This is a genomic window from Aquimonas sp. (genome assembly GCF_044377145.1).
Lineage (GTDB): Bacteria > Pseudomonadota > Gammaproteobacteria > Xanthomonadales > Xanthomonadaceae > Aquimonas.
Genome location: NZ_JBILJQ010000024.1, coordinates 25,075 through 40,516, shown reverse-complemented (window position 1 = coordinate 40,516; position 15,442 = coordinate 25,075). Strand labels below are relative to the sequence as shown.

Here is a 15,442-nt window from a genome sequence, read left to right as displayed (position 1 = left end):
ACTTCAGCTCTTGCGCTTGACGAACTTGATCAAGCGCTTGCGCTTGGCTTTCTGGCGATCGCTGGGTGCATCGCGCGGCTTGTCCTTGAAGGGGTTCTCACCTTCGCGGAACAGCAGCGCGACCGGTGTGCCGACCAGCTTGAAACGCTTGCGGAAGAAGTTCTCGAGGTAGCGCTTGTAGCTGTCCGGCAGAGTGCGCAGGCGATTGCCATGCACTACGATGGTCGGCGGGTTGTGCCCGGCCATATGCGCGTAGCGGAGCTTCGCCGCATGCCCACCGACCATCGGCGGCTGCGCAGCCTCGAACGCCGCCTCAAGCGCCCGGTTGATCTCGGAGGTGCTGATGATCCGGGTCGCGGACTCATGCGCCTTGTGCACGGCGCGGAACAGTTCACGCAGGCCTGTGCCGTGCTTGGCCGAGATGGTCACGATCTGCGCATAGCTGACAAACGCCAAGCGCCGCTCCAGGTCGGCCTTGCATTGTTCCTTCTGATAGACGCTCAGCCCGTCCCATTTGTTGACCGCCACCACCAGCGAGCGCTGCGCCTGCAGCACATGGCCGAGCACGGTGGCGTCCTGTTCGGTTACGCCTTCACTGGCGTCCAGCATGAACACCACGGTCTCCGATTGCTCGATCGCCTGCAGCGCCTTCAGCACGCTGAACTTCTCGACAGCTTCCTCGACCCGCGCCTTGCGACGAATGCCCGCGGTGTCGATCAGCCTGTACTTCTTGCCGTCACGCTCAAGATCGACGGCAATCGAATCGCGCGTGGTGCCGGCGACCTCTGAGGCGAGCACGCGCTCTTCGCCCGCGATCCGATTCACCAGGGTTGACTTGCCGACGTTCGGACGGCCGACGATGGCCAGCTTCAGGCGATCGCCGGGCGCTTCCAGTGCGGGGTCGAGTGCGCCTTCGACAGCCGCCGGAATGCGCGCGTACAGCGCCTCGATCAGGCCCAACACACCACGCCCGTGCGAGGCCGCCAGCGGCTGAACGTGCTCGATGCCGAAACGCGAGAACTCAGACATGGCCGTGGTTTCGTCCAGCCCGTCGGTCTTGTTCACGGCCAGAATCACAGGTTTGGACTGACGTCGCAGACGGCGCAAGATCTCGCTGTCGTCGGGGGTGATGCCGGCGCGCGCATCGACGATGAACAGCAGCACGTCGGCCTCTTCCACCGCCGCCCAGGACTGCACTTCGGCGCGCTCGCCAAGACTGCCCTCTTCCGAACCAATGCCGCCGGTGTCGACCACCATGAAAGGCCGATCACCGAGACGACAGACGCCGTACTGGCGATCGCGCGTCAGACCGGGCTGATCGGCGACCAGGGCGTCGCGGGTTCGGGTGAGGACATTGAACAGTGTGGACTTGCCGACATTGGGTCGGCCCACGAGGGCGACGAGAGGAAGCACGGTTGAATCCTGGTCTGGCGTGCAGACGCGCGGCACGCCGGGAATGATGAGTGAGCTCCGCTTCGCTGGCAAACCGGCGATCGCAGTGCCTGCCGGCCCGCAGGGCCGGTCTGGCGGAGCCTGTCGCCCTGCAGATGCAGGCGACGCAAGAGAAATCGGTAGAAACGCAGACGCCGGCCAACGGGCCGGCGGACTGCCTTGAAACTGCGGCGGCGCTCTGCGTGAGCGCCACCGCGATCGCTGAGATCAGCGCGCGCGATCAGTGGATCAGAGGACCCGGAACGCGGCCAGATCACCGTCGGTGCTGGCGACGATCAGAAGGTCGTCGACGACGATGGGCGTAGCCCGCAGCGGCTTTTTGCCGACTCGCTCACGCGCCAGCAGTCGACCGTCCTCGGCGCTCATCCAATGCACATAACCCTCGACGTCACCCGCTGCGATGTGGCCGCCGTGCACCGCCGGCGTGGTCAGCCAACGGAATCCAAGGCCGTCCTGCTTCCAGGTGGCTGAGCCGCTGCGGCGATCCAAAGCCCACACATTGCCGCGATCATCAGCCACTACGACGTTCTCGCCCACCAGGGCCAGACCGCCATAGGTGGACATTTCGCGGTTCCAGACTGGCCGCGAGGTTCCCGCGTCAAAAGCGACCACCTGCCCACGGTAGCTGCCAGCAAAAACCTGCCCGTCGCGGAACACCATTTCGCCATCGACATCAACCATGCGGTCGAGATCGGTGCGACCTTCGCCGATCGCCACCGGCTGTTCCCACACCGGCGAGCCCGACTCGATTCTCAGCGCAACCACGTTGCCGTCGTCATACCCCGCAAACACCGCAGAATCGACGATCAAAGGCGGGCTGTTGCCACGCAACGTCAAACTCGGCAGGGCCCGGTCGTACACCCACCGACGTGCACCGTCGGTGGTTCCGAACGCGAACAGTCGACCGTCGTTGGAACGCACCACTGCCAAGCCACGGCCCACCGCAGGCGCGGCGATGACTTCGGAGGAAACTGTCGCACGCCAGCGTTCGGTGCCCGAATCGGGGTTCAACGCGAGCACAATGCCGTCCAGCGTGGTCAGCACAAGGGTGCCTTCACCGAACCCGGGCGCGCCTGCAAAACGCAGATCCTCGAACTCCTGCTCCCACAGCACGCGGCCGCTGGCAGCCTCCAGTGCCGACACCTCGCCCTTGATGTTGGCGAAGTAAAGTCGACCATCACCTGCAACCGGGCGCTGGCGCAGGCCCATGCGGCCTTCGCCCTTGCCCATCGACGTCTTCCAGACCCGCTCGACCGTGATCGAGGGCACCAGCTCGGCCAGCTCGGCCGGTGGCTGCACGTTCTCGCGCTTGCTGCCTGCGGAACCACCGCAACCTGCAATAAGGACGCTGCCGACAAGGATCAGCGCAAGTGCTGCAGCGCGCCCCATGCTCAGGACTCCAACGGCGCGGAAGCGCCCAAGTCAGCCAGCTTCAGCTCGACCAAGCCACGCGCTGGCAGGCCTTCCTGCAGATGGGTCAACGCGTCCTGATAGGCCTCAACAGCTTCGATCGGCTTGCCCTGTGCGCGGAGAATGTCACCGCGCAACTCGCCGGCGAGGCCGGAATAGCTCTTGTCGAGCCCTGACAGCAGCGCCAAGGCCTCGTCCAAGGCACCTTGGGCGTGCTTGATCCGAGCCATCCGCAGCGCCGTCAGATCCTTCAGCAAAACCTCGTCAGTGGCCGCACGCGCGGCTTCCAGCGCAGCAAGCGCGGCATCAAAATCGCCAGCGTCAGACTTGAGCTGCGCCATCTGCAGCTGGGCCAACGCCACATACGGAGAACCCGGGAACTTGTCGTTCAGACCCTTCGCAATCTCGGCGACAGTCTCGGTCTGATCCGATTCGACCGCCTTGCGTACGGCCTCGTACTGCATTGCGGCGTCATGCTTGGCTTGGAGCTGACCGCCCTGATGCCACTGCCAGCCAAAAAATGCCAGAAGGCCGATACCCACTCCGCCCAGCAGCGCGCTTCCGTTGTCGTGCAGCCAGCGGCGAACGCGTTCGCCGCGCTCATGTTCGTCCATCAATTCAATCGACATTCTGGATTCCGTGCGAGTAGTTCGATGTCGGCGGCCTACGTCAGCGCCGCACGTTTCAGTCCGGGGCGTTTCAGCCCGGGACTGGGGAGGTCAACGCGCCGTCCGCGGCGAGTCTAAATCGGGCGACGTTGGCGCGCCTGAACTCGGAGACATCGATTGCCTCGCCATTCAGCCGCAACTCCACGCCATCAGCGTTGCCGAGCGAGACCCGCAGGCCACCGCCAAGCTCCAGCCGCCGCTGCGTACCAGCCCGCAGCAGGGACGATTCAAGCACCCGCCCGGTTGCGTCGTGAATCTCCACCCAACTGTCCGCATTGAGGCGCATTTCAAGCCCCATCATGGCCGCACCTGCAGCTGCATCGGCCGCCGCAACGGGCTCAGGCGGGCCAAGTGGCGCCGGCGCGGGAGCGATCTGACTACGCGCAGGAAACATCGGCGTGAGCGAGGCCATAACCGCAACATCAGGCGGATCGGCCATCGCGGAGCCCGACGAAGTCGACGTGCCTGTCGCCCCAGATTCCAGGTCCTGAGGCGGTGGGACATCCAGCGAGGTCAAGGTTGCCCGCTGGGAAGGCAACTGGTCGGAAGTCGCCAGCCAAATCGAGGGGACCACGATAGCCGCAGTCAAAAAAACATGGCCGAGCTTGCTGGTGTAGCGGCCGACCATGCTCCGGTATCGCGGCACGGTGTGCGTCATCAGTGCCGGGGACTCCGGTTGCACGGCTGGCGAAGCGGCGACGGCGACCAAGGGCAGACCAACGGCGCGGGCATAGGCCGTCAGGTAGCCCTTGGTGAACACCCCCGCACCCAGCTCATCGAGCGCATCGCGCTCGATGCTCTCGATGATGTGCGCGCGCAGCTTGAGCTGCACCGCCAGTTCGGCGACCCCAAGCCCCAGGGCCTCCCGGCGCTGGCGCAATCGCTGGCCGAGACTTTTGCTCTCACAACCCGGCGTGCCGGCAGGCAAGCCGAGTCCCTCGCTCTCTGTGTGTCCGCTCATTGGATCGCTGGCTCCCCCGGGAGCGTCTGTGCGGCGTTGTGGTCAGGAAACTCGGTTCGCAGGCGATCCCGATAGCGTTCAGCTGCTGCCGGGTCCCCCAAGCCGACTTCGATGGCAATGCCCAGCTCAAGCGCATCCGGCGCAGGAGCTGAAATTGCCTCGTGCCTCTGCAGAAAGGCGCGTGCCCGCAGCAACTCGCCCTTGTTCTTCTGCAAGCGTGCCATGTCGAGCAGCACGTCGCCATTGGCCGGGTCAAGCTCAAGCGCGCGGCGCAAGTGCTTCTCAGCCTGCTCGTTCAAACCCGAGTTCAGCGCGCACACTCCCGCATTGCTGTACGCCAGTGCAGGAGTCGGGTAGAAAGGGTCATCGATGGCCTTCATGAAGCGCTGCTCCGCCTCGGCAAAGCGGCCGCCCCGGCACAGGAACTGGCCATAGTTATTGTTGACCGAGCCGTCATTCGGCTTGAGTTCGGTCGCTCGGCTGTAGTGCACCTCGGCACGATCAGGCCGACGAATCTGTTCGTACAGCACAGCGATCACGGTGTGCGCGTCAGTCGAGTAAGGATCCAGCTGAAGCGCTTTGGTTAGCCTTTCCAGCGCGATCTGCAGTTGACCGCGCTGCATGTAAGCGCGCCCCATCTCAACCTGGTTGGCGGCAGCGATCGCGTTTGCCGAATCTGGGTCGCTGCTGCGGCCACCGCCGGTCGTGGCGCAGGCCGCAAGCATCACCACCGACACCGCAATCAGCAAAAATCGATCAGGCCGCAGCATCATCGGCGTTCGCCTCCTCTAGCTTGCGGCGGAAATCCGCCTGGCGTCGGGTTCGATCCATCACCTGTCCCTTGAGCTGGCCGCAGGCGGCATCAATGTCGTCGCCGCGGGTGCGCCGCACCATGGTGAGGATCTGCCCGTCCAGCAGGATCTTCTGGAAGGAACGGATGTCCTCTTCGCTGCTGCGCTCGTAGCGCGTGCCGGCGAAGGGATTGAAGGGAATCAGGTTGACCTTGGCCGCGTCGGCGTACTGCACGACATTGGCGAAGCGGCGCATCAAGCGCACCAGCTCGCGCGCGTGCTCGGGGCGGTCGTTGATGCCACGCATCAGGGTGTATTCGAAGGTGATGGATTCGCGCTTCTTGCGCAGCGCGTAGCGCACGCAGGCATCCATCAGCTCGGCGATCGGGTACTTCTTGTTGAGCGGGACAAGCTCGGTGCGCAGATCGTCGATCGGTGCGTGCAGCGACACCGCCAGCGAGACGTCGGATTCCTCGGCGAGGCGGTCGATCATCGGCACCAGGCCCGCAGTCGACAGGGTCACCCGCTTGTTGGCCAAGCCGAGACCCAAGTCATCACGCATGATCGACATGGCCCGCACCACGTTGTCGAAGTTGAGCAGGGGCTCGCCCATGCCCATCATCACCACATTGGTCAGCTTGCGCTGCTGGTGAGCCTTGTTGCCAAGATGCTTCGACGCCGTCCACACCTGACCGATGATCTCGGCGGTGGACAGATTGCGGTTGAAGCCTTGGGTTGCGGTGCTGCAGAAACTGCAATTGAGCCCGCATCCCACCTGGCTCGACACGCACAGGGTGCCGCGGCCTTTGTCCGGAATGAACACCGCCTCGATCGAGTTCGAGGTATCCATGCCCAGCAGCCACTTGTGGGTACCATCGGTGGAAGCTTTGTCCAATACCACCCGCGGCGGCCGGATCTCGCAGTGTTGCTCCAGCTTCGCACGCAGCACCTTGCCGACATCGGTCATCTGGCTGATGTCGGTGACATGCAAGTGGTACATCCACTTCATGATCTGGTGCGCGCGGAAGCGCTTTTCGCCGAGCGTGTCAGCGAAGAAATGCTCCAGACCCGCGCGATCGAGATCGAACAGGTTGATCAGGCCCGGGGGGGCGACTGCAGAGACGACCGAACCGGCGCTAGTCGATTCGGCGCTGCCCGAATTCGACGTGAGCGTGACCGGACCGATCAGTCTGGACCTGATCGGTGCCTGTTCCGTCGTGCTGCCTGTGGGCGTGGCGGCGACTTCGGTCACGTGCTCTCCATCAATGGGCGGTCGGCTGCGCTCGCTTTCAGCGCGGGCACAGCTCGGTGGCGGCGAAGAAGTACGCGGTTTCGATCGCAGCGTTCTCAAGGCTGTCCGAGCCGTGCACGGCATTGGCGTCGATGCTCTCGGCGAAGTCGGCACGAATGGTGCCCGGCGCTGCGTCCTTCGGGTTGGTGGCGCCCATCAGGTCACGGTTCTTGAGCACCGCGTTGTCGCCTTCCAGCACCTGGATCATCACCGGGCCAGAGATCATGAACTCGACCAGCGCATTGAAGAACGGGCGCGCGCTGTGAACTGCGTAGAAGCCCTCGGCCTCCTTGCGCGACAGGTGCTTCATCTTGGCTGCAACAACTTTCAGACCGGCCTTCTCGAAGCGGCTGTAGATCTCGCCGATCACATTTTTGGCGACCGCGTCAGGCTTGATGATGGAAATGGTGCGCTCGAGCGCCATGGTGAAACTCCGGATGAGGATTGGGAACTTGCGGGCGGCGCCGTGGCCCGGGACGGTTTTCGACCGAAAAACGCGGGCTTACAGCTGATTGGTCAAGTAGTGTAGCCGAAGCTTGTGTCAAAGGCACAATCGTTGGCGCGGGTCTTTCGTTGGGTGGGGAGGGTCGTGATCGCCATCGCATTCGCCCAAGCGATGCGGCGCCCGGACACGTTCGGACATTGACCCCGGTCGCCATCCGCCCTAGTCTCTCAAACGCTTGTTTGAAACCAGCGCTGGGACCTCACGCTTGAGCCTGACCCACTTCTCCACCAAGGAACGCCTGCTGACGGCCGCTGAACAGCTGTTCGCCGAGCACGGCTTTGCGGCGACCTCGTTGCGCCAGCTGACCGGCCACGCCGACGTCAATGTCGCTGCGGTGAACTATCACTTCGGCAGCAAAGAGAACCTGATCACCGAGGTGTTCCGGCGCCGCTTCGACGAGCTCAGCGAGCGCCGCCTGCAGTCCTTGAGTGCTGCGATCGCGAGCGACCCGGATCATCTCGAGGGCATCCTCGCTGCCTTCATCGTACCGGCCATGCAGATCGGCATGGAGGGCGAAGGTGCGGCGTTTGTACGCGTGGTCGCGCGGGCCTATGCCGAGAAGAACGAACGATTGCGCAGGTTCTTGTCCGACAACTACGGCCATGTTCTGCGCGAGTTTGCCCGTGCAATCAGCCGCTGCCTGCCCGATTTGCCGAAGCAGGATCTGTATTGGCGGCTCGATTTCATCGCCGGCGCGCTGACCTACGCCATGGCGGATTTCGGCCTGATCCGACGCCAGCCCGGCATCAGCGAGCAGGCCCACTGCGACCTCGCTGCCGACAACCTGCTGCGCTTCGCAGTCGCCGGCCTCAAGGCGCCGCCGGCAAGCCCAACACTTTCCTGAGTTCCGCTCCCGCTGCATTTACCCCCAGCCCCCAACGAGGATTCTCCATGTCGCAACCCCTCCGCATCCGCAAGGTAGCCGTGCTTGGTGCCGGCGTCATGGGCGCGCAGATCGCCGCCCACCTCGTCAACGCCCAGGTCGAAACCCTGCTGTTCGACCTGCCCTCGAAGGATGGTGACCCCAGCGCCATCGCCAACAAGGCCATCGCGAACCTCGGCAAGCTTTCCCCTGCTCCGCTGGCGCTGCCGCAGCTGGCCGGCGCGCTGGTGCCCGCCAACTACGACCAGCATCTGCCGCTGCTGGCCGATTGCGATCTGATCATCGAGGCGATCGCCGAACGCATCGACTGGAAGAAGGACCTCTACGCCAAGGTCGCCCCGCACGTGGCCGCGCACGCGGTCTTCGCCACCAACACTTCGGGCCTGTCGGTCAACGCACTGTCCGGAGTGCTGCCCGAGCAGCTGCGCCACCGCTTCTGCGGCGTGCACTTCTTCAACCCGCCGCGCTATATGCATCTGGCCGAGCTGATTCCGACCGCGCACACCGAGCAGTCCGTACTCGACGGCCTGGAAGGCTTCCTCACCACCACGCTCGGCAAGGGCGTGGTGTTCGCCAAGGACACGCCGAACTTCATCGCCAACCGCGTCGGCACGATGGCGATGATCTCGACCTTCCACCACACCGCACGGCTGGGCCTCGGTCTGGATGTGGTCGACGCGCTGACCGGACCCGGCATTGGTCGTCCGAAGAGCGGCACCTACCGGCTGGCGGACGTGGTCGGTCTGGACACCTTGGGCCACGTGGTCCGCACCTTGACCGAAAGCCTCAAGGACGACCCTTGGCACGCGCACTACGTGGTGCCGGCACCGTTGGCCAAGCTGGTCGAGGCGGGCGCGCTGGGCCAGAAGTCGGGCGCCGGCTTCTACCGCAAGCAGGGCAAGGACATCCTGGTGCTGGACATCGCCAAGGGCGACTACCGCCCCAGCGGCGAGAAGCCGTCCGATGCCGTGCAAGCCATCCTCGCCATCAAGAACCCAGGCGAGAAGCTGGCCGCGCTGCGCGCGAGCGACGACCCGCAGGCGCAGTTCGTGTGGTCGATCCTGTGTGATCTGTTCCACTACAGCGCCTACCACCTGGCCGAGATCTCCAACAGTGCACGCGAGATCGATTTCGCGATGCGCTGGGGTTACGGCTGGAAGCAGGGCCCGTTCGAGACCTGGCAGGCGGCCGGCTGGAAACAGGTCGCCGAATGGATCCGCGAGGACATCGCCGCTGGCAGGACCATGAGCAATGCGCCGCTGCCGGCTTGGGTGTTCGACGGTCGCGATGGCGTGCACGGCAATGAGGGTTCGTATTCGGCCTCGGGCAACAGCCTTAGCCCGCGCTCGAAGCACCCGGTGTATGCGCGCCAATCCTTCCCGGATCCGCTGCTGGGCGAGACCGCCAAGCCGGGCAGGACCATCTTCGAGAATGCCGGCGTGCGGATGTGGGACGGCGGCGACGACGTCGCTGTGCTGAGCTTCCTGACCAAGGGCAGCACCGTCAGCGATGCCGTTCTCGACGGCGTGCAGGAAGCGATCACTCGCGCCGAGCGCGAGCACAAGGGCCTGGTGATCTGGCAGTACAGCGAGCCCTTCTCCTACGGCGCCGACCTCAAGGGCATGGCCGGTTTCGTTCAGGCCGGCAACATCAACGCGCTGGAGGCGATGATCGCCAACTTCCAGGCGACCAGCATGCGCATCAAGTACGCGCTGGTGCCGGTGGTGGCGGCCGTGCGCGGCATGGCGCTGGGCGGCGGCTGCGAGTTCCAGATGCACACCGCACGCACCGTGGCAGCGCTTGAGAGCTATATCGGTCTGGTCGAGGCCGGCGTCGGCCTGCTGCCTGCGGGCGGCGGCCTGAAGGAGCTGGCGGTGCGTGCCGGTCAGGCCGGTGGTGATGTCTTCGACAACCTGAAGAAGGCCTTCGAGATCACCGCCATGGGCAAGACCTCGACCTCGGCGCTGGAAGCCAAGGCCATGGGCTTGCTACGCCAGGACGATATCGTCGTGTTCAACGCCTTCGAACTGCTGCATGTCGCCAAGGCCCAGGTCACCGCACTGTCCGAGAGCGGCTATCGCCCTGCCCTGCCTGCCAAGGTGCCGGTGGCCGGCGACATCGGCATTGCCACGTTCAAGGCCAATCTGGTGAACATGCTGTCCGGCCGCTTCATCAGCGAGCACGACCTCGAAGTGTCGACCCGCATAGCCACCGTGCTCTGCGGCGGTCAAGTCGACCGCGGCAGCGTGGTCGACGAGAACTGGCTGCTCAAGCTGGAGCGCGAGCACTTCTTCGCACTTGCGCAGATGGAAAAGACCCAGGCCCGTATCGGCCACACCCTCACCACCGGAAAGCCGCTGAGGAATTGATTGGAGCCGGGATCCGGGATTGGGGATTCGGGATTCGCGAGAGCAACCTCCGGCAAGCCTGAAGTTGCCGGCAAGCCAGCTCGCAACACGCCCCGCTTGTTGAAGCCCTGAACCCGTAGAAGCCGGGATACAGCAGCGCTCGAGTTAAGCCTCAGCCAAGAGCCCCTCTCCCCTCGTGGGAGAGGGGTTGGGGAGAGGGGGTAAACCTCGCGCCAGTAGCGACCCCACCCACTCTGAATCCCGCATTCCCACTCCAGAATTCCAGCCCTCAGCCAACGCACCGCGATCATCTAACCAAGGATCCAGACCATGTCCCACCGCCAGATCCAGGACGCCTACATCGTCGCCGCCACCCGCACGCCGGTCGGCAAGGCCCCGAAAGGCGTGTTCCGCAACACCCGTCCCGATGACCTGCTCGCCCATGCCCTGCGCCACCTCGTGGCCCAGACCCCCTCGATCGACCTCAACCAGATCGATGACGTCGTCGTCGGCTGCGCGATGCCCGAAGCCGAGCAAGGCATGAACGTCGGCCGCATCGCCACCCTGCTGGCCGGCTTCCCGGTCGGCGTGTCGGCGCAGACCATCAACCGCTTCTGCTCCTCCGGCCTGCAGGCCGTGGCGCTGGCCGCTGATCGTATTCGACTCGGCGAGGCAGATCTGATGATCGGTGCCGGCACCGAAACCATGAGCATGGTGCCGATGATGGGCCACAAGGTCGCCATGAACCCGGCGATCTTCAAGGACGAGAACATCGCCATCGCCTACGGCATGGGCATCACCGCCGAGAACGTCGCGAGCCAGTGGCAGGTCAGCCGCGACGAGCAGGATGCCTTTGCCTACGCCTCGCACCAGAAAGCGATGGCCGCGATTGCATCCGGCGAATTCAGGTCCGAGATCAGCCCCTACGAAGTCATTGCGCGGATGCCCGACCTTGCCGGAAACACGGTGCGCATCAAGAAACTTCTGGTCGAGAACGATGAAGGCCCGCGCGCTGACACCACCATCGAAGTGTTGAGCAAGCTGCGGGCGGTGTTCCGCGCTGGCGGCTCGGTCACCGCCGGCAACAGCTCGCAGATGTCCGACGGCGCCGGCGCAGTCATGCTGGCCTCGGAGAAGGCGATCAAGCAGTACGGCCTGACCCCGCTGGCGCGTTTCGTCGGTTTCGCCGTCGCCGGCGTAAAGCCCGACGTGATGGGCATCGGCCCCAAGGAAGCGATTCCGAAGGTACTGCGCCAGGCGGGCCTCACCGCCGATCAGATGGACTGGATCGAACTCAACGAAGCCTTCGCCGCGCAGGCGCTGGCGGTCATCAAGGATCTCGGCCTCGACCCCAGCAAGATCAATCCGCTCGGCGGCGCAATCGCGCTGGGGCATCCCCTGGGCGCGACCGGAGCGATCCGTACTGCAACGCTGGTGCACGGCCTGAAGCGCCGCCAGCAGAAGTACGGCATGGTCACCATGTGCATTGGCACCGGCATGGGCGCAGCAGGCATCTTCGAGTCGCTGTAACCCCCGCTACGGCGTGCGCAGGCGCGCCGTAGTCGAATTCACAGTACGCCACGCAAACGGCCCGCCGGGTAACCCGGCGGGCCGTTTGCTTTCAGACCCATCTCGGCACCGATCGCGATTCAGACCTCAAGCGCGCAATCGATCCACACCCAGCAGGAGCCAAGCCAAAATCAGGCTCATCCCGCCGTAGGGCGCGAACCGCGTCGGCCAGCCGAACAGCGCAGCACCGATCAGGCTGCCGGCAAACAGCAGCAGACCGACGCACAGCAGCGCCAAGGCACCGCGAGCGAGCCGGTTGTGCGCCGATGGCGCGAGCACCAGTAGCGCCATTCCGTGCAGGAACAGGTACAGCGAGGCCGTCTGCAGCCAGGCCTGGGCCTGACCGCTGACAGCGTGCGATGCGTAGGCGCCAAGCCCTATGGCGAGTGCACAGGCCACTCCGCCGGCCGCAGCGAGCACGCGCATGCCTACTCCCGCAGAGCCCGGCGACACATCTAGGCCTTTGGCTTCAGGTAGGCGTCCATGCTGCGTCGCAGGCTTTCGGCCTTCGACGCAGGCAGCTTGAACACCCATCCATCGACGGTTGCCTGCAACGCGCTGACTTCGGCCTGCAGCTTGTTCAAGCGCTCGGCGCGATCAGCCGCCGCATCGCTGACCGCCAGCGGGGGCTCCGGCGGCTCGACGGCTGTAGTGGCTGGGGCTTCTTCGGCCGCGCCATCCGCGGGCGTCGCACCATCGGTTGCGGCGTTGGCAGGATCCGTCGCAGGCAGTTGCGTCGCCTTGAGCGCGGCTTCATAGGCCATCGCCTCGCGCGCCTGTTCGCCTTCGATGCGCTGGTCCGCAGCGGCCTGATCGAGGCTTACTGCGATTCTGGCCCAGGTCTCGCCCTCAAGCGTCCAAGCCTCGAGATCGAGGTTGATGCCCTCGCGGGTCTCGAAGCTGGCCTTCGTGGTTTCGCTGCCTTCATCGGGCGTGAAGCCTGCGGCGGGCTGCACGTCGTCCAGACGCAAGCCCGACAGGACGCCGGCGGTCGCATCGACCACGAAGGCGCTGGCAAGCTCACGCCCAGCCGGCAGGTAAGCGAGACGGAACTCGCCCTCACCGCCTTCGGTGTTGGCTTGGATCTGCACCTCGTCCCCTTCATCAGGCTGCACCTTGATCGAGGTGATGCGGTTCGCCGCGATATCCAGCAGATCGCGCCGCAACCAGTCGCCCGCAGTCCGCTCGGCGGCCAGATTTCGATCCACCAGCCAGCTCTGCGCCTCACCCTTGAGCCGCACAAAGGTGCCGACTCCGCGACTGTTGTTCTGGCCGAGTATGACTTCGACCGCTGACGCGCCGCTGCCAATCTGCAGCAACACGTTGCTGGCACCTTCTGCATCGATGTCCTGCACACCAAGCACCGGGTAGGAACTCGCGACAGCCGTCTTGGGTTCGATCCGACGCGCCTGGGCCACGTTGAGCAGCAGCTCGCGCAGCTTCGCGATGTCGGCCGGGAAGGCGTGTTTCTCCGGCACGATCCACGTTGAATCAACCCGCTTGAGCGTGATGGTCTCGCCGCCTGCGACCCGCACCACCACGCTGTCCAGCGCGTTCAGTTGAGCTTGCAGCCCTGCTGCCAGTGGGCCTGCGCTGGGGGCTTCCTGAACCGGCTTGCGTGATTGGGACACGAATACGGCGACTGCCATCAGCAGCACCGCTGCGACGCCGAGGCCAATGATCTGTTTCTGGTTCATGCCTGCGACTCCTGACGACGACGGCGCACGCGCGACCACGCAAAGGCAATGGCCAAGACGGTCAGCAGCAGCGGTACGCCGGCGATATTGATGATCTTCAGCTGCGCGCCGAGCCGCGAGATGTCTTCGTCGAGCTCGCGGCGCACATCGCGCAGATCTTTGCGAATGCGCAGCTTCTGGTCCTGGAAGCGCTTGATCGCCGCCTGCTGCTCGACCGACAGCAGCATGCCGCCATCATCGCCGCTGCGCTGCGACTGCAGTTCGGTCAGCTGCCGCTCGGTTTCGGTCAGTTCCGTCTGCAGCTCCTGCTCCTTGGCGCGGAACCGATCATCCGCCTGACGCTTGAGCATCTCGACGCGCGTGAACGGCCGCGATGAGGTGGTGCGAGCGCGCACCCCGATCAGATCGCTGCTACCGACCAGGTTGTCGACCGCATTGACCACCAGATCGCCGTTCTTGGCGAACGCCGTCATCGCCCGCTGGCCGAAGAACTGCTGGACCTGCACCCACATCCGATCGCTGAGCAGATCGGTGTCGCCAAACAGCACGATGCTGACCTGCTCGGCCTCGGCCAGATGCCCTTCGCCCACACGCGCCGGAAAGGCCGACTTCAGCGGGCCTGACAAGCGCCCGGCAAGCACAAAGGCCTCGGTGGTATTCGGCTGGAAGCCGTTGAACAACTCCTTCGGGTCCGGCACGAAGCGGATGCGTTCGGTGCCGACGGTCGCGGCAGACAGCGACGACTGGATCAAGGGCTCCAGCTTGAGCGTACTGTCAGCCTTCATCACGAAATGGCCGGTGCTGGCCAGATTCACTGCGTCCAGCTGCGCGGTGATCACATCGTCCTGGTTCATGTGCGTGCGGCCGATGCCAAGCACCGCCAGATGCCGCTGCGGCGGCTGGTCCGGCTGGGTCTGCAGCTGCAGCGCGTTCTCCGCATCCAGCACCACGCGGGCCGGGTCAAAAGCAACACCCCAGGCATCGAACAAGGTGCCCAAGGTGGAAGACTTGTCGGCCATCATGCTCGCCATGGGATCGGCGCCATCGCCGGCCGATTCGGCCTCGGCGTGCGGATCTACGAAGGCCAGCAAACGGCCACCGCGCAGTACGAACTGGTCGATCGCATACAGGGTGTCGTCCGACAGGCTCTTCGGATGCACCACCATCAGCAGCTCGACGTCATCGTCGATGCGCGTCAGGGTGGTTTCCAGCGCGCGCAGTTCGAACAGACCGGCGAGTTCGTCGTTGACGACCCAGGCAGGCGTCATTCCGCCGCGCGCAGGGTCGAACCCACCAGCCATGTTCAAGCCGCTCAGCACGCCCACCACAGGTTTGGCCGGGCCTGACAAACCGCTGATCAGCTTGGCGATGTCGTACTCGAGAAAGGTCTCCTTGTCCGGCTGGAAGAACGGAATCGCCATCTGGCCGTCGACCGCATTGCTGCCGGCAAGACCGAAGAACAGGGTTTCGGCACCGCCACCCAAGGGCACGGCCTGCAGCCCGAAACCGGTGGCGCGGTCTTCATCCTCGGAGAACGGCTGCGGGTCGATCACTTCCAGACGCAGCTTGCCCGGCGCCACGGCCACCATCTCCTCCAGCAGTTCGCGCACGCGCGCCGCATAGATTCCCCAGCCCGGGTAGTTGCCCGCTACCGAGTCGGAGAAATAGAACTGCAGATTGACCGGTTCCTCGATCTTGTTGATCAGTGCGCGGGTGCCGTCGGACAGGGTGTAGAGCTTGTCCTGGGTCAGGTCCACGCGGGCGCCACGGAACAGCACGCCGGTGAGCATCACCAGGGCGATGAAAAGCACAGCCAGCACCACCAGGGTGGAACCGGTCAGTGCGCGTCGATTGAGAACAGACATGC

The 15,442-nt window shown here is 64.7% G+C and carries 13 protein-coding genes; 3 read left to right on the top strand and 10 right to left on the bottom strand.

Annotation, left to right across the window (positions count from 1 at the left end):
• Window positions 1–3: 3 nt before the first annotated feature.
• The 7 genes from der to ndk form a co-directional block, all read right to left on the bottom strand.
• Window positions 4–1,413 (bottom strand): ribosome biogenesis GTPase Der, encoded by a 1,410-nt coding sequence (der, locus tag ACIQ7H_RS09465; RefSeq protein WP_395790740.1) that lies wholly within the window; start codon window positions 1,411–1,413, stop codon window positions 4–6.
• 267 nt (window positions 1,414–1,680) lie between these two features.
• A complete protein-coding gene (gene bamB / locus ACIQ7H_RS09460; RefSeq protein ID WP_395790738.1) occupies window positions 1,681–2,841 on the bottom strand; it encodes an outer membrane protein assembly factor BamB in 1,161 nt (386 codons plus the stop codon).
• 2 nt (window positions 2,842–2,843) lie between these two features.
• Window positions 2,844–3,491 (bottom strand): YfgM family protein, encoded by a 648-nt coding sequence (locus tag ACIQ7H_RS09455; RefSeq protein ID WP_395790736.1) that lies wholly within the window; start codon window positions 3,489–3,491, stop codon window positions 2,844–2,846.
• A 70-nt stretch (window positions 3,492–3,561) separates the two neighbouring features.
• On the bottom strand, window positions 3,562–4,458 hold the full coding sequence (locus ACIQ7H_RS09450) for a helix-turn-helix domain-containing protein (protein ID WP_395790734.1): 897 nt from the start codon (window positions 4,456–4,458) through the stop codon (window positions 3,562–3,564).
• A 29-nt stretch (window positions 4,459–4,487) separates the two neighbouring features.
• Entirely contained in the window at window positions 4,488–5,264 is a 777-nt protein-coding gene (gene pilW, locus ACIQ7H_RS09445) for a type IV pilus biogenesis/stability protein PilW (RefSeq protein WP_395790732.1), read from the bottom strand.
• The gene (gene rlmN / locus ACIQ7H_RS09440) at window positions 5,248–6,471 is read right to left on the bottom strand and encodes a 23S rRNA (adenine(2503)-C(2))-methyltransferase RlmN (protein WP_395790784.1); all 1,224 of its coding nucleotides are present in this window, start codon (window positions 6,469–6,471) and stop codon (window positions 5,248–5,250) included. Before rlmN ends, pilW begins: the two co-directional genes overlap by 17 nt.
• Window positions 6,472–6,571: 100 nt before the next feature.
• Window positions 6,572–6,997 carry a nucleoside-diphosphate kinase gene (ndk, locus tag ACIQ7H_RS09435; protein WP_395790730.1) on the bottom strand — a complete coding sequence of 142 codons (426 nt, stop codon included), beginning with the start codon at window positions 6,995–6,997 and terminating at the stop codon, window positions 6,572–6,574.
• Window positions 6,998–7,283: 286 nt separating this feature from the next.
• Here ndk and ACIQ7H_RS09430 point away from each other — a divergent pair, with 286 nt between their 5' ends.
• The 3 genes from ACIQ7H_RS09430 to ACIQ7H_RS09420 all read left to right on the top strand — a co-directional run bounded on the left by ACIQ7H_RS09430 (window position 7,284) and on the right by ACIQ7H_RS09420 (window position 11,839).
• Window positions 7,284–7,922, top strand: coding sequence for a TetR/AcrR family transcriptional regulator (locus ACIQ7H_RS09430; RefSeq protein ID WP_395790728.1), 639 nt, complete (start codon window positions 7,284–7,286; stop codon window positions 7,920–7,922).
• Between the two features lie 47 nt (window positions 7,923–7,969).
• Window positions 7,970–10,330 (top strand): 3-hydroxyacyl-CoA dehydrogenase/enoyl-CoA hydratase family protein, encoded by a 2,361-nt coding sequence (locus tag ACIQ7H_RS09425; protein ID WP_395790726.1) that lies wholly within the window; start codon window positions 7,970–7,972, stop codon window positions 10,328–10,330.
• Window positions 10,331–10,639: 309 nt separating this feature from the next.
• Window positions 10,640–11,839: an acetyl-CoA C-acyltransferase gene (locus ACIQ7H_RS09420; protein WP_395790724.1), complete on the top strand. Its 1,200-nt coding sequence runs from the start codon at window positions 10,640–10,642 to the stop codon at window positions 11,837–11,839.
• 126 nt (window positions 11,840–11,965) lie between these two features.
• Here the strand turns inward: ACIQ7H_RS09420 and ACIQ7H_RS09415 are convergent, their stop codons facing one another.
• From ACIQ7H_RS09415 to ACIQ7H_RS09405, 3 genes are read right to left on the bottom strand one after another with little or no spacing between them, the layout of a single operon-like run.
• A complete protein-coding gene (locus ACIQ7H_RS09415; protein ID WP_395790722.1) occupies window positions 11,966–12,304 on the bottom strand; it encodes a DUF423 domain-containing protein in 339 nt (112 codons plus the stop codon).
• Window positions 12,305–12,333: 29 nt separating this feature from the next.
• On the bottom strand, window positions 12,334–13,575 hold the full coding sequence (locus ACIQ7H_RS09410) for a DUF4340 domain-containing protein (protein WP_395790720.1): 1,242 nt from the start codon (window positions 13,573–13,575) through the stop codon (window positions 12,334–12,336).
• On the bottom strand, window positions 13,572–15,440 hold the full coding sequence (locus ACIQ7H_RS09405) for a Gldg family protein (RefSeq protein ID WP_395790718.1): 1,869 nt from the start codon (window positions 15,438–15,440) through the stop codon (window positions 13,572–13,574). The genes ACIQ7H_RS09410 and ACIQ7H_RS09405 overlap by 4 nt, the downstream gene beginning before the upstream one ends.
• Between the last annotated feature and the right edge of the window lie 2 nt (window positions 15,441–15,442).